This window comes from Streptomyces sp. GQFP (assembly GCF_021545335.1).
In the GTDB taxonomy this organism is placed as follows: domain Bacteria; phylum Actinomycetota; class Actinomycetes; order Streptomycetales; family Streptomycetaceae; genus Streptomyces.
On the sequence record NZ_CP089312.1, the window covers coordinates 5,037,456 to 5,055,225 of the forward strand.

Annotated in this window: 15 protein-coding genes; 9 read left to right on the forward strand and 6 right to left on the reverse strand. The window is 68.6% G+C overall.

The genetic code is table 11. The features are described from left to right. Positions 1-131: 131 nt before the first annotated feature. A complete protein-coding gene (locus tag LUX31_RS22270) occupies positions 132-1,034 on the reverse strand; it encodes an intradiol ring-cleavage dioxygenase (RefSeq protein WP_235476742.1) in 903 nt (300 codons plus the stop codon). A 120-nt stretch (positions 1,035-1,154) separates the two neighbouring features. Continuing rightward, positions 1,155-2,918, reverse strand: a complete 1,764-nt coding sequence (aspS, locus tag LUX31_RS22275) for an aspartate--tRNA ligase (protein WP_235476743.1) — start codon at positions 2,916-2,918, stop codon at positions 1,155-1,157. Between the two features lie 292 nt (positions 2,919-3,210). Here aspS and LUX31_RS22280 point away from each other — a divergent pair, with 292 nt between their 5' ends. The 5 genes from LUX31_RS22280 (at position 3,211) to LUX31_RS22300 (ending at position 8,561) form a co-directional block, all read left to right on the forward strand. After that, positions 3,211-5,361, forward strand: a complete 2,151-nt coding sequence (locus LUX31_RS22280; RefSeq protein WP_235476744.1) for an ATP-binding SpoIIE family protein phosphatase — start codon at positions 3,211-3,213, stop codon at positions 5,359-5,361. Continuing rightward, positions 5,348-5,446, forward strand: coding sequence for a DUF397 domain-containing protein (locus LUX31_RS22285; protein WP_235480012.1), 99 nt, complete (start codon positions 5,348-5,350; stop codon positions 5,444-5,446). The genes LUX31_RS22280 and LUX31_RS22285 overlap by 14 nt, the downstream gene beginning before the upstream one ends. A 288-nt stretch (positions 5,447-5,734) precedes the next feature. Then, on the forward strand, positions 5,735-6,679 hold the full coding sequence (locus LUX31_RS22290; protein ID WP_235476745.1) for a MarR family transcriptional regulator: 945 nt from the start codon (positions 5,735-5,737) through the stop codon (positions 6,677-6,679). 105 nt (positions 6,680-6,784) lie between these two features. After that, a complete protein-coding gene (locus tag LUX31_RS22295) occupies positions 6,785-7,618 on the forward strand; it encodes a helix-turn-helix domain-containing protein (protein ID WP_235476746.1) in 834 nt (277 codons plus the stop codon). Positions 7,619-7,691: 73 nt separating this feature from the next. After that, complete coding sequence (locus LUX31_RS22300; protein WP_235476747.1) at positions 7,692-8,561, forward strand: BRO-N domain-containing protein; 870 nt, start codon at positions 7,692-7,694, stop codon at positions 8,559-8,561. Positions 8,562-8,648: 87 nt separating this feature from the next. Here the strand turns inward: LUX31_RS22300 and LUX31_RS22305 are convergent, their stop codons facing one another. The 3 genes from LUX31_RS22305 to LUX31_RS22315 all read right to left on the reverse strand — a co-directional run bounded on the left by LUX31_RS22305 (position 8,649) and on the right by LUX31_RS22315 (position 12,377). Further along, positions 8,649-9,620 carry a pirin family protein gene (locus tag LUX31_RS22305; RefSeq protein WP_235476748.1) on the reverse strand — a complete coding sequence of 324 codons (972 nt, stop codon included), beginning with the start codon at positions 9,618-9,620 and terminating at the stop codon, positions 8,649-8,651. A 128-nt stretch (positions 9,621-9,748) separates the two neighbouring features. Then, positions 9,749-11,713 carry an Ig-like domain repeat protein gene (locus LUX31_RS22310; protein ID WP_235476749.1) on the reverse strand — a complete coding sequence of 655 codons (1,965 nt, stop codon included), beginning with the start codon at positions 11,711-11,713 and terminating at the stop codon, positions 9,749-9,751. A 199-nt stretch (positions 11,714-11,912) separates the two neighbouring features. Beyond that, complete coding sequence (locus LUX31_RS22315; RefSeq protein WP_235476750.1) at positions 11,913-12,377, reverse strand: SseB family protein; 465 nt, start codon at positions 12,375-12,377, stop codon at positions 11,913-11,915. 227 nt (positions 12,378-12,604) lie between these two features. Here LUX31_RS22315 and LUX31_RS22320 point away from each other — a divergent pair, with 227 nt between their 5' ends. The 4 genes from LUX31_RS22320 (at position 12,605) to LUX31_RS22335 (ending at position 17,295) form a co-directional block, all read left to right on the forward strand. Then, positions 12,605-13,474, forward strand: coding sequence for an intradiol ring-cleavage dioxygenase (locus LUX31_RS22320; RefSeq protein ID WP_235476751.1), 870 nt, complete (start codon positions 12,605-12,607; stop codon positions 13,472-13,474). A 134-nt stretch (positions 13,475-13,608) separates the two neighbouring features. Next, positions 13,609-15,435, forward strand: a complete 1,827-nt coding sequence (locus tag LUX31_RS22325) for an acyl-CoA dehydrogenase (protein WP_235476752.1) — start codon at positions 13,609-13,611, stop codon at positions 15,433-15,435. Between the two features lie 225 nt (positions 15,436-15,660). Beyond that, positions 15,661-16,983 (forward strand): M18 family aminopeptidase, encoded by a 1,323-nt coding sequence (locus tag LUX31_RS22330; protein ID WP_235476753.1) that lies wholly within the window; start codon positions 15,661-15,663, stop codon positions 16,981-16,983. A 96-nt stretch (positions 16,984-17,079) separates the two neighbouring features. After that, on the forward strand, positions 17,080-17,295 hold the full coding sequence (locus LUX31_RS22335) for a DUF6458 family protein (RefSeq protein ID WP_235476754.1): 216 nt from the start codon (positions 17,080-17,082) through the stop codon (positions 17,293-17,295). Positions 17,296-17,312: 17 nt separating this feature from the next. Here LUX31_RS22335 and LUX31_RS22340 read toward each other — a convergent pair whose 3' ends face one another. Continuing rightward, positions 17,313-17,720 carry a cupin domain-containing protein gene (locus LUX31_RS22340; protein ID WP_235476755.1) on the reverse strand — a complete coding sequence of 136 codons (408 nt, stop codon included), beginning with the start codon at positions 17,718-17,720 and terminating at the stop codon, positions 17,313-17,315. Positions 17,721-17,770: the final 50 nt, after the last annotated feature.

Genomic DNA, 17,770 nt, shown 5'->3' on the forward strand with positions numbered 1-17,770 from the left:
CCTGTCAGGACCATGGGAAAGGACTGTGCTTTCCTTTGCCTTTTCATGGATCTTCGGAGAATCCGCAAAAGGGGCGAGAAATAACCGTCTATTTCCCGCCCCCCTGCATTAATTAGGTAAGGCTTGCCTAATTAATTTTCCTCCTCCGGTGCCACGCCCATCGTCAGTTCGGCGAGAACTCCGCGCCCGATGTCCGTCTTCTTGTAGCGCAGCCGCAGCAGCCCGCCCTCGGCCCCGTTGTCCGGGTAGATCGTGTCCTCGTCGAGGGTCGTCCGGGTGGCCGTGTTCGTCGAGTACGGCTCCACCACCGCCGAGAGCAGCACCGACTCCTCGTCGAAGAACAGCTGGCCCGTGTGGCAGGTGTGCCCGCCCTCGTAGCCGGCGTCGGTCCAGGTGCCGTCCACGTGCACCTTGACGTGGATGTGGACGCAGCGGCCCCGGTACCAGCCCGGGAAGATCGTCTTGAAGGTGACGAAGCCGCGCCGGTCCGTCTTCCACGTACCGCGCAGATAGCGCTCGTCGTCGGTCGGCTCCTGGTGGCCGGGGCCGCCGGGGCCGTCCGTGGGGGGCGGACCTGTGGGGATGTCCGTCGGCGCGTCGGTGGGCGGGGTGCCGCCGCCTCCGCCACCGCCGTTGCCCATGGCCTCGTAGCCGGAGTAGATGCCGAGCGCCGAGCAGGCCCAGATGTCGACGGCCGCGTTCCGCACCGGCTTGCAGGTCTCGGCGTCGATCACCTTGAGCCTGAGGGTGAGGGGGATGCCCTCCTCGTCCTCGGTGACGTCCTGCCGGAGCTTGTCGGCGTCGATGTAGTACGGGCCCTCGGTGGTCTCCGTGGTCAGTACGTAGCAGGCCTCGGGCGTGCCGGTGGGGGTGCCGGAGCCGTGCGCCCCGGTCACCTCGGGCGTTCCCTGTGCGGAGGCGAGCCCGGCGCCCAGGGCCGCCACCGCCGTGGCCGTCACGGCCGTCGCGCCACCGGCGACGACGACTCTGCGGCGCGTCAATTCCCGTAATTCTTGCTGGGGGGTGTCAGTCATGGACCCGGAGATTATGAATGGGAGCTGTCAAAGAGCTGTGATTTCCCGGGTTTCCTGAGCACCGCATGAGAATGGCTCGGAATCGCCGCCGATTCCGAGCCACCCGAAAATACCGCCCTTTTACTTGGGCTGCGGCTTCCGCACCGAAATGTGCAGCTCCCGAAGCCGCGTCTCCTCCAGCTCCGTCGGCGCGCCCATCATCAGGTCCTGGGCGTTTCCGTTGAGCGGGAACGCGATCGTCTCGCGGATGTTCGGCTCGTCCGCGAGGAGCATGACGATCCGGTCGACGCCGGGCGCGATCCCGCCGTGCGGAGGGGCGCCGAAGCGGAACGCGCGGAGCATGCCGGCGAACTCGCGCTCGACGGTCTCCTCGTCGTAGCCCGCGAGGCCGAACGCCTTCAGCATGATGTCGGGCTCGTGGTTGCGGATGGCGCCGGAGGACAGCTCCGTGCCGTTGCAGACGATGTCGTACTGCCAGGCCAGGATGTCCAGCGGGTCCTGGGTCTCCAGGGCCTCCATGCCGCCCTGGGGCATCGAGAACGGGTTGTGCGAGAAGTCGATCTTTCCGGTGTCCTCGTCCTTCTCGAACATCGGGAAGTCCACGATCCAGCAGAACCGGAACACGTTCTCCTCGAAGTGCCCGGCCCGCTTGGCGGCCTCGACGCGCACCGCGCCCATGATCTTCGAGACCTCGTCGTACTCGCCCGCGCCGAAGAACACGGCGTGACCGGCCGACAGCGACAGGCGCTTGGTCAGCTCGGCGACGTTCTCCTCGGTGAGGAACTTCGCGATCGGCCCGGACAGCGAACCGTCCTCGGTGACCCGCACCCAGGCCAGGCCCTTCGCGCCCAGCGTGACGGCGAAGTCGCCGAGCTGGTCGAAGAACTTCCGGGGCTGCGACGCCACGTCCGGCACCGGCAGAGCGCGTACGTGCTTGCCGGCGAAGGCCTTGAACTCTGAGCCCTCGAAGACGTCGGTGATGTCGACCAGCTCCAGCTGAGCCCGCAGGTCCGGCTTGTCGGAGCCGTACTTCAGCATCGACTCGCGGAACGGGATGCGCGGGAACGGCGAGGTGACCTCACGGCCGTTGCCGAACTCCGTGAACAGCTCCGTCATCAGCTTCTCGATGGGCTGGAAGACGTCCTCCTGCTCCACGAAGCTCATCTCGACGTCGAGCTGGTAGAACTCGCCCGGCGAACGGTCCGCGCGCGCGTCCTCGTCACGGAAACAGGGCGCGATCTGGAAGTAGCGGTCGAAACCCGAGATCATCAGCAGCTGCTTGAACTGCTGCGGGGCCTGGGGGAGCGCGTAGAACCGGCCCGGGTTCAGCCGGGACGGCACGACGAAGTCGCGGGCACCTTCCGGGGAGGTCGCCGTCAGGATCGGCGTGGCCATCTCGTTGAAGCCGAGCGCGGTCATCTTGTGACGAATCGCGGAGATGACGGCCGTACGCAGCATGATGTTGCGGTGCATGCGCTCGCGGCGCAGGTCCAGGAAGCGGTACTCCAGGCGCCGCTCCTCGTTGACCCCGTCCTCGGTGTTGATCGTGAAGGGCAGCGGCTGGGCGGCGCCGAGCAGCTCCACCTCGCCGACCTCGACCTCGACCTCACCGGTGGGCAGCTCGGAGTTGATGTTCTCCGCGCCGCGCGAGACGACCTTGCCGTCGATCCGGACCGTCGACTCCTTGGAGACCTTGTCGAGGGCCTCGTAGGCGGGCGTGCCGGGGCGGGCGACCAGCTGTGTGATGCCGTGGTGATCGCGGAGATCGATGAAGAGGATGCCGCCCAGGTCGCGCCGATTGTGCAGCCAGCCGCTCAGCCGGACGTCACTGCCGACGTCAGTGGCGCGTAGCTCGCCGCAGGTGTGGGACCTGTACCGATGCATCGTCGTTCATCCAGCCTTCGCGGATCGGGGATGGGATCAGGGTCGGGGTCGTGGCCGGGGCCGGTGTTTCACGTGAAACACCGGAACGCCGGAACCTCGAAACCTTGAAAAGCTCAGCCCCAGGGTACCGGCCGCCCCGATACCGCTTCCCCGCAATTGTTCGCACGCGTACCCTGTACCGCTTCCGCGCAGCTTGCCCCGGCCCGTACGGCCAGGCGCGCACAGCATCCATACAGCTTGGCCTGTACAGCTTGGGTGGCACGCTGCGATCACCTCTCCATAAAGTGGGTCAATGCGCACTGGTGAGCCCCTGCCCGCCGTGGGGGACGTCCTGGTCGCCCTCGCAACCGGCATGTGGCATTGGGACACAGCAACAAATCTGGTCACGCTCGACGCCGAGGCGGCCCGCCTGCTCGGCCTGCCCGCCGAGCCGACCACCCTCACGGAGGCCGCGGCCCGGGCCCGGCTCCACCCGGTCGACTGGAACGAGATCAGCGGGGTCACACAGCTCGCTGTCGCCGAGGGCACCATCGCCGAGACCCGGGCCAGGGTCATGGATGACCGGGGCCGGGTGGTCCGTACCGTCCGCAGCAGGGCGAAGCCGCACTTCGAGGCCGACCGCAAGGCGTACGACGTACTGGGCACCATCCAGGAGGTCACCGAGCCCGCGCCGGGCACCGCCGCGCGCACCCCCGTCACCGGTGACTGGCGCCGCTCCCGCGAGGCGTTCCTGCTGGACGCGGGCCGGGCCCTGGCCGAGGCACGCTCCACGGAGGAGGTGCTGCGGGTCGCGGCGGGCCTGTCCATGCCGGGCTTCTCACCGGACGGCCTGGCGGTCTTCGGCGTCCAGGGCGACCGCCTCACCGTGATCGGCCACCACGGTCAGCGCCCCGGCGACGAGCGCCCCTTCTCCCACATGCCCCTGGAGACCGACTATCCGGCCGCCGAGGTGGTCCGCACCGGCCGGGCCGTCTATCTCTCCTCCCCCGAGGCCTACAAGGCCCGCTACCCCACCGCCTGGCCCCTCGCCCAGGTCTTCGACCGCCAGTCCTGGGCGTTCCTGCCGCTGACCGTCGCGGGCCGCACGATGGGCGCCTGGATGGCGGGCTTCGCCTACCCGGTCAGCTTCACCCCCGACGAACGCTCGGTCCTGACCACGGTCGCCCGCATGCTCGCCCAGGCCCTGTCGAGGGCGGGCGTGGCGGAATCGGAACGGGAGCTCACGGACGGCCTGCAACGCTCCATGCTGCCGACCCTCGGCCCCGAGATACCCGGCATGGACGTCGCCGCCCGCTACATACCCACCGGCGGCGGCCTCCAGGTCGGCGGCGACTGGTACGACATGATCCCGCTGCCCGGCCGTGGCCGGTTCGCCCTGGTCATCGGCGACGTCCAGGGCCACGACGTCCGCGCCGCCGGTCTGATGGGCCAGCTCCGGATAGCGCTGCGCGCCTACGCCTCAGAGGGCCACCGCCCCGACGCGGTCCTCTCCCGCGCCTCCCGCTTCCTGCACGGCATCACCAACGACCAGGGAAGCGGCGACCTGCGCTTCGCGACCTGCCTGTACGTCGAGGTCGACCCGTCGACCGGGGTCCTGGAGATCGCCCGCGCGGGCCACCCGGACCCGGCGATCCGGATGGCGGACGGCACGGTACTGACCCGCCCGACCGCCGGCGGCCTGCCCCTGGGCATCGACCCGGACGCCGACTACCCCACCACCCTCCTCGCCCTCGAACCCGGCGAGACGATGCTCCTGTGCACGGACGGCCTGATCGAGACTGGCGGCCACGACCTGGAAACGGGCTGGCAGCGCATCCGCAGGACGCTGGAGGGGCACAAGGGAGCCAGGGAGGGCGAGGGAAACAAGGACAACGACCTCGAGTCCCTGGCAGACGCCCTGGTCCAGGCCGTACACGGCCCCTCCTCCCACCACACCACGGGCCCGCTGGCCGACCGCCGCGAGGACGACATCGCGCTGCTGCTCCTGAGCCGCCCCGAGGAGTGCGTGACGGACGGCACCGCACCCCCGAGGGCACGCCCCACGGTCCGCCGCACGATGCTGACGATCGCCCAGGCGGAACCCGAGCGCGTCGCCGTGGCCCGCCAGCAGCTCCGCGAACAGCTCCACGACTGGCCCAGCCCCGACCAGGTCGACTCGGCGGTCCTCCTCATCTCCGAAACAGCCACCAACGTCCTGGTCCACACGGACGCCGACGCCCTGGTCGTAGCCGAGGTCACGGGCGCCCTCGGCAGCCGCCGCATCCGCGTCGAGGTCACAGACGTGAGCGACGACCTCCCACACAAACGCCGCCCGGGCGAACTGGCGTCGTCGGGCCGGGGGTTGATGCTGATCGAGATGCTGGCGGACGCGTGGGGGGTGGATCCGCGGGGCGAGGGGAAGAGCATCTGGTTCGAGCTGTACGAGAAGGATCCACGTCCGTGACTCGAAGCTCGGCGCTCGGAGCCCCCGGTTCACGGTCCCCTCGGACGCCTGGAACGCCTTCATCGCGTACGCCGCCGGAGCTTGAGCTTCGGGCTCCGGGATCCGAGCGCCTTTTGTAAGGAATGGGCGGTAGCTTCCACCCACCCTCCCGCCCTCCCCGTGCCACAACTGCGCGGCATACCAGCGCAGATGACGTTTCGTGACCGACTTGCGACGCATCGTCGCGACCGTCTAGCGTGCGCAGCAACTAAACGACCCCGGCAGGTGTTAGCAGCACCGAACCGGGGTCTGACCACAAGATCAACCCTTTAACGAAAGAAATCCCATGGCTTGCGAAGACCTTAGCGTTGCCCTGCCCACCCCCGCACATCCCATGGCGAACCCGGGATACGGCAAACGGTCCGCCCCCGATCAACTGCCCGTCCGCGCGGCCACCTTCAAGCATCTGCCCGCCCGCGAGGCATACGTCGCCGGATTCGTCGACCGGCTCCCCGACGGCGCCGCGATGGATGCCAAGACCCTCGCCAAGGCACTGCCGTTGCACGGCCAGGCGGCCGTCCTGACCGCGCTCAACAACCTCTCCGCAGCGGGCCACCTGCGCCGGGTACGCCGCCGCGCGGAGCCCGGCGACACGGGCCCGACCAGGTGGGTGTTCCACACGTACTGGTCGCGTACCGCACGTGACAACGAATGGTGGGCCCAACTCGTCGACGGTGACGTACCGGGTGCCGCAGCGCCCGAGACACGTACCGACACACCTGCCGAAGCGTCACCGGAACCCGCGCCCCGGGACACCCAGGACGCCCCCGACGCCGTACGGCCGAAGGCGGAAGCAGGTCCGGGGCCGTCCCCCGCATACACAGCCCTCGTCCAACTCGGCTTTGCCGAACCCCGGTTGGCGCTCTCCGCCGCCGACTGCGCCGCCCTCGAAGGTCTCGCCGCCGACTGGTTCGCGCGGGGGACCGACGCGGCCCACCTGGTGCGCAGCCTCGCCTCGGGACTCCCCGAGCAGGTGCACTCGCCCCGGGCCCTGGTACAGCGCCGACTGCGCGACAAGATGCCGCCCGAACCGCCCGCGCTTCCCGACCGGCCCGCCCCGACCGGCCGCCCAGCCCCCCGCGTACTCATGGAGTGCACCGACTGCCGTGTCCCCGGCCGTCCGGAGGCCCTGCCCGGCGGGCTGTGCCGGGCGTGCCGTAACAGGGGCGCGGGGGCTGGTACCGCGCCCAAGACCTCCCGTGACGTACTTCCCGCCGACGCCGTACGCCTTCGTGCCGACCAACTGCGTAACGCACTCCGCGAACCGTGCCGAACCTGACCGCCGGGCCGGTTCCCGCGATGCCGCCGTCACGTGATCACGTGACACCCGCCCCTAGGATGTCCGCATGAGCATGGAGGGTGAGCAGACGACTCCCGACGTGGTGTGGTGTGTTCACCGTCCCTCATCGCCCACTACGAGGCGGGCCGCCGGACCCCGTCCCTGGTGGACGCGGAGCGGATCGACCAGGCCCTGGGCACGGACGGATTCTTCACGCGGTGGCGGAGCGTCCTGGCCAAGGTCCGTTTCGCCGCGCACTTCCAGGAGGCGGCGGAGGCCGAGCAACTGGCCGTGTTCATCGAGGAGTACGCGGTCGCCTTCGTCCCCGGGCTGTTGCAGACGAAGGCGTACGCGCGGGCTGTACTCAAGGTGGCCAAGCCCAACAGCACGGCGGCCGAGCTTGACAAGAAGGTCGTCAACAGGCTGGAGCGTGCCCGCATCCTGGAGATCCCGGAGACCCCGACGGTCTGGATGATCCTCGCCGAGAACGTGATCCGCACGATGGTCGGCGGCCCCGCCGTCATGGCCGAACAGCTGCGGCACATGGTGGAGTTGGGGCGGTCGGGCCGGGTCATGGTCCAGGTGGTCCCGTTCAGCGCGGGAGCCCACCCGGTCATGGACAGCAACCTGAAATTGATGCGCTTCGCCGACGCTCCTGACATGGCGTACGTAGAGTCGCTGCACACCGGTTCACTGACCGACGAGCCGAATCGGTGGCTAAGGACTACGACGACCATGAGCGCCCAGCACATCACTGACGCGTCAACGCTCACCGCCTGGCGCAAGTCCAGCCACAGCGGCAGCGACAACGGCAACTGCTTGGAGGTGTCCGAAGCCCACCCGACCCACACCCCGGTCCGCGACAGCAAGAACCCCACCGGCCCGGCCCTCCTCTTCGGCACGGCCGCGTGGTCGACCTTCGTCGCGTCCATCCACTAAAGGGTGAACCTCCCTGCTCTGCGGGCGAGTTGCACCTCCGCGTAGCTAGCTTCCGACGCGGAGGTGATGCTCGATGAACGAGCAGAACAACACGCGCAAAGACGCGATCGACATCAACGACTTCGTGTACGCGGCCACGGGGGCGCGGGTACGGAGGCTGACGCTGCCGGACGGGACGCACTGGTTCCCGGCAGCGGACGTACTCAACAAGCTGGGGTACAGGAACCCCAGGAAGACTCTGGCGGACCATGTCCCCACAGAGCACCGAGAGACTCTCGAGACCGTAACTGGAGGGCACGGTCTCAGCATTCCCGCAGGTCGGGAGTGGCGCCGAGACATGAATCTCGTGGACCTCCAGGGTCTGATCCGGTTGGTCAACGGCTGTACCAAACCGTCGGCACAGCCCTTCAAAGCCTGGGTCACCGAAGTCATCGTCGCGGTCCATCGACACGGCTCCTACTCCCTCGAACCCGCCGCCCTGCAACCCACCCCGACCACCGTCACCGCCTACGCCGTCCCCCAGCAACTCGCCGACGCCCTCGTCCGGTTCGAAGAACGCGTCGACCGCCAGGACGAAACCCTGCGTCAGATCGACACCAAGCAGAACGTGATCGTCGACATGCTGAGGGACATCACCCAGACCCTTCGCCGCACCGGCAACCTCAGCCGCCCCGTCCAGGCCCCGGAGCTGACACCCCAACAGCTCCTGTCCAACTGGAAGTCCAGGAACCTCGTCGTCACCGAGGACGTCCACAAGGTCGCCGCCCACCTGGCCCCGGCCCTGCTGCACGGCGGCGCCAACTACAGCGTGGAGGAGATCTCCGTGCACACCGGGCTCTCCCCGGACCGCGTCCGCCACAGCCTGGAGCTCATGTCCGAGCAGGGATGCGTACGCGAGGCGGGCCGTACTCCGGACGACACTCCGTTCTACGTGCTGCCGTAGCAGCAGCGCCCTGACAGAACGGGCCCGAAGTCGCAACACCAACTTGCGGCTTCGGGCCCAGTCGTACCGTACTCAACTTTCGAGGGTCTACAGACCACCCTCGGACATTCCATGCACCGCCGGGACCGTTCCCAGCCGGCCCTTCTGGAAATCCTCGAACGCCTGCTCAAGCTCCGCCCTCGTGTTCATCACGAACGGGCCGTAGTGCGCCATCGGCTCGCGGATCGGCTGGCCGCCGAGGATGACGACCTCCATGTCCGGCGTGTTCGAATCCTGCTGCTCGTCCGCGCGGACGGTCAGCGAGGAACCGGCGCCGAAGACGGCCGTCTGGCCCAGGTGGATCGGCCGACGCTCGGCACCGACCGCTCCACGGCCCGCGAGGACGTAGGCGAGGCCGTTGAAGTCCTCGCGCCAGGGCAGGGTGAGTTCGGCACCGGGCGCCAGCGTCGCGTGGATCATCGTGATCGGCGTGTGCGTGATGCCGGGGCCCTCGTGACCGTCCAGCTCGCCCGCGATCACCCTGAGCAGCGCGCCGCCGTCGGGCGAGGTGAGCAGCTGGACGTTGCCGCCCCGGATGTCCTGGTAGCGCGGGGCCATCATCTTGTCCTTGGCCGGGAGGTTCACCCACAGCTGGAGGCCGTGGAACAACCCGCCGGACGTGACCAGGTGCTCCGGCGGCGCCTCGATGTGGAGCAGACCCGAGCCGGCCGTCATCCACTGGGTGTCCCCGTTGGTGATGGTGCCGCCGCCACCCTGGCTGTCCTGGTGGTCGAAGATCCCGTCGATGATGTACGTGACGGTCTCGAAGCCGCGGTGGGGGTGCCAAGGGGTCCCTTTCGGCTCCCCGGGCTGGTACTCCACCTCGCCCATCTGGTCCATCATGATGAACGGGTCGAGATGACGGTAGTTGATCCCGGCGAACGCCCGGCGCACCGGGAAGCCCTCGCCCTCGAAACCGCTCGGCGCGGTCGTCACACCGATCACGGGACGCGGCACGGCGTCGGCCGGAGCGGCCACACGGGGCAGGGTCAGCGGGTTCTCGACGGTCACTGCAGGCATGTCGGGACCTCCTTGTGCGGCCAGTTTAGTTGATTATTGAACTTCCTGCTACCCCTAACAGAGGAGGCCCGGAGGGCATTCCCTCCGGGCCTCCCCAGCCGACCGAGGGCGGCTGATCCACTGATCGGCTAGTTGCTGAAGTACAGGTACTTCCAGGATCCGAACGTCGTCGAGTTCACGTTGTCCCCGGACCCGCCGTCGACGTACACCGACCGAATCCGGGCCCGGATACCCGACTCACCAGGCGCCCCGAGCCGCACCGCGGACTTGCCGTTCGTGGCGACCGCGAAGTACTCGGACGCCGTGGTGTACCACGAGCCCTGGTAGAAGACCTGGAGGTCGAGGCGCTGCTTGCGGCCCTTGTAGTAGGGCATCGAGGTCGTCAGCAGCGGGTCCGTGTTCTTGTGGAACCAGTGGTACGAGACCGAGCCGATCTTGGCGGTCCTGTAGTGCCGCGAGACGGCCGTGGAGATCTTCACCCGGGCCCTGGCCGTGACCTGGACCGTCTTCGGCTCGAAGCGGGTGTCGCCCTTGAAGACCGCGCTGACGTTCGTGTCGCGGGTCATGTCGACGGTCACCGTGAGGTTCCCGGCGGAGTTGACCTTGCCGCTCTTGATCAGCTTCTTCGGCTTGTCGGTGCCGTGCGGGTCCGACCAGATCTCGACCGTACGGTTCTTGTACGTCAGGCCCAGGTGGGCGGTGAACTTGACGTCCGCGCCGTAGTTGTAGAGCTTGCCGTTGTTGTTCAGGGTCAGGGCGGTCCTCGCGAACGGGACCTCGACCCTGTCGGAGGCGGTGGCCGCCGTGTGCTCGGCGTCGCCCGCGTACGTGACCTTGTAGGTGGTCCCGCCGCCGGTCTGCGGGGTGTCCGTGAAGGAGTACGTACCGTCCGCCTTCACCGTGACAGCCGGGAGCGCCTTGCCGTTCGGGCTCTCCGTGTCCTTGCGGGTGACCGCCAGCTTGGTGCCCGCCGGGAACGGCAGCGTCGCCGTGATCCTGCCGGTGACGGTGAGCTTCTTGGCCCGGGGGGCCGTGCCGGGGGCGCTGACGGTGAGGTTCGGAGCGCTCAGAGTGGCGTCGGTGAACGCCTTGAGCGTGTAGCGGGTGCCCGACACGTTGCTCGTCATGGCGAAGAGCCGCGGGGCGTCGGGCGCCCAGATCACCCGTCCCGCGCCGTAGGCGTCGGCGTCGACGCTGCGGATCAGCTGGTCGGACCCCGGCCTGAAGACCGACACCTCGCCGCCGTAGACGTGGGCGACCAGACCGCTCGGGGAGACATCGCCGTACCCGGACGACACCGGGTAGCCGCCGGCCTCGGTCAGTTCACCGCTCGCGTAGGAGAGCCGCCTGTTGCCGTTGACCAGCACCTCGGAGGCGCCGGGAATCAGGTCGACATCCCCGACGTAACTCGTCGCGCTGCTCTTGGCGACCACCCGGGGAGCGGCGCCGGACACGTCAAGCACGTTCAGCGCGCCCTCCGAGGCGCCGCTGTCGGTGTAGGTCAGCAGGCCCGGGGTCGACAGGTCCGTGTCGAGCAGTGCCGAGTTGTAGTACGGGGCGACCTCCTCCGGGAGCAGACCAAGGCTCACCGCGGACACCTCGCCCGCCGGGTCGACCGTCGGGTCCACGGAACCCAGGTTGCCGTGGGTGACGCCGTCCTCCCCGGTGACCTTGTAGGAGAACCAGAGCCGGCCGCCCGCGAAGGCGAGGTCCCGGGGGTCGGTGCCGACGCCGATGTCGTAGCGGGCCTTGACGCCGAGGCCGAGCGCGGCCGCGTCGAGGGCCACGATCTCGTGGCTGTCCGCCAGGACCGCGTACACGGTGGCGCCGTCGTCGGACACCGCCAGATCGCGTACGCCGTCGAAGCCGACGTTGACGCCGACGAGAGTGCCGCTGTAGTCCGTGGCCAGAACCCGGCCGTTGTCCTGGTCGGCGACGAAGACGCGCTGAAGAGGACCGTCCGCGACCAGGCCGACGGGCGTGGTGACGACGACTGTCTGCGCCGAGGCGGAACCGGCCGCGACGATGCTGAGTGCCGCCGAGCTGAAGATGACCGCGAGTGCCGTCGCGGCCGAAGTGCTGCGCGTACGCACAGGAATGAACCCCCCACAAGGAACCCGGGATCACCGGGAGCTGAGCGCCGCGCGGCACCCAGACACGACCGCCAAAAGCGGTGGCATGTGGGGCGCGGCTGCCAGGAGGAACCTTATGGCATGCCTGTGACAACAGCAGAGGGGTTTTCCGGCACGGGCAGGGGGATTTCCGGGACCTGGGAAGACAGGGGGACTGCCCTCAGCCGTACATCCTGCGCATCGCGAACTCCACCATCTGCTCGACCGCCTTCGCGTCGAACACCATGCGGTGCTCGCCCTCCATGTCCACGACGAAGCCGTAGCCGGTCGGCAGCAGGTCGATGACCTCGGCGCCGGTGATCACGAAGTACTTGGACTCCTTGCCGGCGTAGCGGCGCAGTTCCTTCAGGGAGGTGAACATGGGGATCACCGGCTGCTGGGTGTTGTGCAGCGCCAGAAACCCGGGGTTGTCGCCGCGCGGGCAGTACACCTTCGACGTGGCGAAGACCTGCTGGAAGTCCTCCGCCGACATCGAGCCCGTCGTGAAAGCGCGCACCGCGTCCGCGAGGGACGGCGGGGACGGCTCGGGGTACAGCGGCGGCTGCTGGCCGTACCCGCCCGGCATCTGCTGCTGCGGCTGGGCGTACTGCTGCTGCGCACCAGCGTTCTGGTCATAGCCGTACATGCGCGCAAGAGTACCGAGAGCGCGGGAGAACCGGAGCGGCCCGGCCCCCTGGTTCCGCCCGCCCCGCCCTTCTGCCCGTCCCGCCCGGTACGTCCCATGGGAAGTCCACAGGTTCGACCCTGGTTTCCCACAGTGGGCGCTCATACCGTCGGCCTCGACAAAGAAACCACCAGGCGGCGGCAAAGGCCGGGCAATCACCGGCCGGGTACAGGTAAAGGGAGACGGCCATGAGCGGACAGGCACACGGACACGGACACGGGCACCACGACCACGACGACCACGAGCACGACAGAGGCCTCTCCTACGACCTCCCCGTCCTCGCCCGCCGCCGGATGATCCGGCTGCTGGCCGGCGCGAGCCTGGTCCCGCTGGTGGGCTGCGCCGCCGACGACGACTCGACGTCCTCGGCCGCCACCGACACCTCGTCCAGCTCCAGCTCCAGCGGGACGACCGCCTCCTCCGGCGAGTGCGCGACCATCCCGAACGAGACCGCCGGCCCCTACCCGGGCGACGGTTCGAACGGGGTGAACGTGCTCAAGGAGAGCGGAGTCGTCCGCAGCGACATCACGTCCAGCTTCGGGAACTCGGCGGGCGGCAAGGCCGAGGGCGTGCCGCTCACCATCACGCTCACCGTCGTCGACGCGGCCTCGGGCTGCTCCACCCCCAAGGTCGGCGCCGCCGTCTATCTCTGGCACTGCGACCGCGAGGGCAACTACTCCCTCTACTCCGAGGGCGTCACCGAGGAGAACTACCTGCGGGGCGTCCAGGAGACGGACGACAAGGGCCAGGTCACCTTCACCAGCATCTTCCCGGCCTGCTACACGGGCCGCTGGCCGCACATCCACTTCGAGGTCTACGGCGACCTGGAGGACGCGACCGCGGCCACGTCGATAACGAACACCTCGCAGCTGGCGTTCCCGAAGGACATCTGCGACACGGTGTACGCGACGGACGGCTACGACCGGAGCGTGCAGAACCTCGCCCAGCTCTCCCTGGAGACCGACAACATCTTCAGCGACGGCTACGACCAGCAGCTGGCGACCATGGAAGGCAGCGTGGACAAGGGCTACACGGCCACCCTCACCGTCCCGGTGTGACCTGTCACAAATATCCCATCGGGGTTGCGCCTTATTACTGGCGGGTAGCATCATCGTAGGAGCAGCTACTAGTCAGTACGTGAATTAGGCGCGAGGAGCCAGTGCCTCGCCGATCTCTCTACGGAGCAGTCGCCATGGGGCACTACAAGTCGAATCTCCGCGACATCGAGTTCAACCTCTTCGAGGTCCTCGGGCGCGACAAGCTGTACGGGACGGGTCCGTTCGCGGAGATGGACACGGACACCGCCAAGAGCATCCTGGAGGAGCTGACGCGCCTCGCGGAGAACGAGCTGGCCGAGTCCTTCACGGACGGCGACCGCACCCCGCCGGTCTTCGACCCCGAGACGAACACCGCGCCTGTCCCGGCGTCCTTCAAGAAGAGCTACAAAGCCTTCATGGACTCGGAGTACTGGCGCCTCGGCCTGCCCGAGGAGATCGGCGGTACGACCTCCCCGCGCTCCCTGATCTGGGCGTACGCGGAGCTGCTGCTCGGCGCGAACCCGGCCGTGTGGATGTACTCCTCCGGCCCGGCGTTCGCCGGCATCCTCTACGAGGAGGGCAACGACGTACAGAAGAAGATCGCCCAGATCGCGGTCGAGAAGACCTGGGGCTCCACCATGGTGCTCACCGAGCCGGACGCCGGCTCGGACGTGGGCGCCGGGCGCACCAAGGCGGTCCAGCAGGAGGACGGCTCCTGGCACATCGAGGGTGTGAAGCGGTTCATCACCTCCGGTGAGCACGACATGGAGGAGAACATCCTCCACTACGTCCTGGCCCGTCCCGAGGGCCACGGCCCCGGCACCAAGGGGCTGTCCCTCTTCCTCGTACCGAAGTTCCTCTTCGACTTCGAGACCGGCGAGCTGGGCGAGCGCAACGGCGTGTACGCGACGAACGTCGAGCACAAGATGGGCCTCAAGGCGTCCAACACCTGCGAGATGACCTTCGGCGACCGGCACCCGGCCAAGGGCTGGCTGATCGGTGACAAGCACGACGGCATCCGCCAGATGTTCCGGATCATCGAGTTCGCCCGCATGATGGTCGGCACGAAGGCCATCTCGACGCTGTCGACCGGCTACCTCAACGCGCTGGAGTACGCCAAGGAGCGCGTCCAGGGTCCGGATCTCGCCAACTTCATGGACAAGACGGCGCCCAAGGTCACCATCACGCACCACCCGGACGTCCGCCGCTCGCTGATCACGCAGAAGGCGTACGCCGAGGGCATGCGCGCGCTGGTCCTCTACACGGCCTCCGTCCAGGACGACATCCAGGTCAAGGAGGCGGCCGGCGAGGACACCGCCGCCCTTGAGGCCCTGAACGACCTGCTCCTGCCGATCGTGAAGGGCTACGGCTCCGAGAAGGGCTACGAGCAGCTCGCCCAGTCGCTGCAGACCTTCGGCGGCTCCGGGTTCCTCCAGGAGTACCCGATCGAGCAGTACATCCGCGACGCCAAGATCGACACCCTGTACGAGGGCACGACCGCGATCCAGGGCCAGGACTTCTTCTTCCGGAAGATCGTCCGCAACCAGGGCGCGGCCCTCAACTCCCTCGCCGAGGACATCAAGAAGTTCCTCGCGCCGGGCACGGGCGGCGAGGAGCTGGCGGCGGCGCGCGAGCAGCTCGCCAAGGCTGCCGTCGAGCTGGAGGCGATCGTCGGCCTGATGCTGACGGACCTCGCGGCGACCGAGCAGGACGTCAAGAACATCTACAAGGTGGGCCTCAACACCACCCGCCTGCTGATGGCCTCGGGCGACGTCGTCGTCGGCTACCTGCTCCTCAAGGGCGCCGCCGTGGCCGCCGAGAAGCTCCAGACGGCGTCCGCGAAGGACGTCCCCTTCTACACCGGCAAGATCGCGGCTGCGAAGTTCTTCGCGGCCAACGTCCTCCCGGGCGTCACCGGAGCCCGCAGGCTCGCGGCCGGCGTCGACCTCGACGTGATGGAACTGGACGAGGCGGCCTTCTAGACCCACCCTTCTCGTACGGACGTACAACAGGCCAAGTACGGCGGCCCGCACCCGGGTTCACTCCCGGGGCGGGCCGCCGTACTGCTGAACCGGGACACAACCCCACGGTCCACCTGGTGTCCGAAAACCGAATGTCCATCAGTTGTCCGGCCTTCACATCCCCGTTACGAGAGCCCGCTCACCATCCCAGGGAGCGGGCCCTATTACGTCGTTAAGGTGAACCCCATGAGCGCACCCCACCGCTTCGACCGCGGCCACACCGACGACTTGATGTCCTTCCTGGCGGCGAGTCCCTCGCCGTACCACGCCGTGGCGAACACCGCCGAGCGGCTGGAGAAGGCCGGCTTCCGCCAGGTCGCGGAGACGGACGCCTGGGACGCGGAGACATCGGCGGCCTCCGCCACGGGCAGCGGCGGCAAGTACGTGGTGCGCGGCGGCGCGATCGTGGCCTGGTACGTCCCCGAGGGCGCCGCGCCGCACACCCCCTTCCGGATCGTCGGCGCCCACACCGACTCCCCGAACCTGCGGGTCAAGCCGGTGCCCGACCTCGGGGGACACGGCTGGCGCCAGGTCGCCGTGGAGATCTACGGCGGACCGCTGCTCAACTCCTGGCTCGACCGCGACCTCGGCCTGGCCGGCCGCCTCTCCCTCCGGGACGGCAGCACGCGCCTGGTCAACATCGACCGCCCCCTCCTGCGAGTCCCCCAGCTCGCCATCCACCTCGACCGCGCCGTGAACACGGACGGCCTGAAGCTCGACAAGCAGCGCCACCTGCAACCGATTTGGGGCATGTCGGACGACGTCCGCGAGGGCGACCTGATCGCCTTCCTCGAAGAGGAGTCCGGGCTCGCGCCGGGCGAGGTCACCGGCTGGGACCTGATGGTCCACTCCGTGGAACCGCCCGCGTACCTGGGCCGCGACCGGGAACTGGTCGCGGGCCCGCGCATGGACAACCTCCTGTCCGTGCACGCCGCCACGGCCGCGCTGGCGTCCGTGGCGACGAGCCCGCACGAGGTGCCGTGCATCCCGGTGCTCGCGGCCTTCGACCACGAGGAGAACGGTTCGCAGAGCGACACGGGCGCGGACGGCCCGCTGCTCGGCAGCGTGCTGGAGCGTTCGGTGTTCGCGCGGGGCGGGTCGTACGAGGACCGGGCGCGGGCGTTCGCCGGCACCGTCTGCCTCTCCTCCGACACGGGCCACGCCGTCCACCCCAACTACGCGGAGCGGCACGACCCGACGCACCACCCGCGCGTCAACGGCGGCCCCATCCTCAAGGTCAACGTCAACAACCGCTACGCCACGGACGGTTCGGGCCGCGCGGTCTGGGTCGCGGCCTGCGACAAGGCCGGCGTCCCGTTCCAGAACTTCGTCTCCAACAACTCCATGCCCTGCGGCACGACGATCGGCCCGATCACCGCGGCACGGCACGGCATCAAGACGGTCGACATCGGGGTGGCGATCCTGTCGATGCACAGCGCACGGGAGTTGTGCGGCGCGGACGACCCGCACCTGCTGGCGAACTCACTGGTGGCGTTCCTGGAAGGGTAGTCAGCGAAGGGGCGCCGCCCGGCCGCGCATACCTGTCCCGGGTCCGGGCACCCGGAACCGACCGGAACAACCGGACCGGACAGGGAGGCAACACTCATGAGCCTCGGCGGATGCATCATCCTCATCGCCGTGGGAGCCATCCTCACCTTCGCGACCGACTGGGAGATGGAAGGGGTCAACCTCGACCTGGTCGGAGTCATCCTGATGATCGTCGGAGCGATCGGCGCCCTGGCGTTCCGCAGCATCGCCCGGCGCAGGCGGGTCCTGCTGCCGAACTCGACGACGGTGATCGACGAGGACCGCCACCACTGAACCGTCGCCGTCCGGCCCTACGACGACAGGGCGTGCCCCGTCGTGACGTCCACATGATCGGGTACGTCGTCGTGGTGGTCGCCGACGGTCAGGGTGCCGGACGGTTCGAGGACGAGGATCTCGGTACGGACCGGGGCGTACGGCTTGTGCTCCGTGCCGCGCGGGACCGTGAAGGCCGAGCCCTTCGGGAGGACGACCGTACGCTCGCCGGCCGACTCCCGGAGGGCGATGTGCAGTTCCCCGTCCAGGACGAGGAAGAACTCGTCGGTCCCCTCGTGCACATGCCAGACATGCTCGCCCTCGACCTTGGCGACGCGTACGTCGTAGTCGTTGACGGTGGTGAGGATGCGAGGGCTCCACAGGGCGCTGAAGGAGGCAAGGGCGTCGGCAATGGAGATGGGGAGGGAAACGGGCTTGGATGTCATGACCCCATCGTGGGACGTGACCGCCCCTGCCCACGAGTGCTAGAAATCGC

Excerpts from the sequence above, each read along its gene's own strand:
- LUX31_RS22270 (WP_235476742.1), bottom strand. The coding sequence starts at position 1,034 with ATGACTGACACCCCCCAGCAAGAATTACGGGAATTGACGCGCCGCAGA.
- aspS (WP_235476743.1), bottom strand. The coding sequence starts at position 2,918 with ATGCATCGGTACAGGTCCCACACCTGCGGCGAGCTACGCGCCACTGAC.
- LUX31_RS22280 (WP_235476744.1), top strand. The coding sequence starts at position 3,211 with ATGCGCACTGGTGAGCCCCTGCCCGCCGTGGGGGACGTCCTGGTCGCC.
- LUX31_RS22290 (WP_235476745.1), top strand. The coding sequence starts at position 5,735 with ATGGCGAACCCGGGATACGGCAAACGGTCCGCCCCCGATCAACTGCCC.
- LUX31_RS22300 (WP_235476747.1), top strand. The coding sequence starts at position 7,692 with ATGAACGAGCAGAACAACACGCGCAAAGACGCGATCGACATCAACGAC.
- LUX31_RS22305 (WP_235476748.1), bottom strand. The coding sequence starts at position 9,620 with ATGCCTGCAGTGACCGTCGAGAACCCGCTGACCCTGCCCCGTGTGGCC.
- LUX31_RS22315 (WP_235476750.1), bottom strand. The coding sequence starts at position 12,377 with ATGTACGGCTATGACCAGAACGCTGGTGCGCAGCAGCAGTACGCCCAG.
- LUX31_RS22320 (WP_235476751.1), top strand. The coding sequence starts at position 12,605 with ATGAGCGGACAGGCACACGGACACGGACACGGGCACCACGACCACGAC.
- LUX31_RS22325 (WP_235476752.1), top strand. The coding sequence starts at position 13,609 with ATGGGGCACTACAAGTCGAATCTCCGCGACATCGAGTTCAACCTCTTC.
- LUX31_RS22330 (WP_235476753.1), top strand. The coding sequence starts at position 15,661 with ATGAGCGCACCCCACCGCTTCGACCGCGGCCACACCGACGACTTGATG.
- LUX31_RS22335 (WP_235476754.1), top strand. The coding sequence starts at position 17,080 with ATGAGCCTCGGCGGATGCATCATCCTCATCGCCGTGGGAGCCATCCTC.
- LUX31_RS22340 (WP_235476755.1), bottom strand. The coding sequence starts at position 17,720 with ATGACATCCAAGCCCGTTTCCCTCCCCATCTCCATTGCCGACGCCCTT.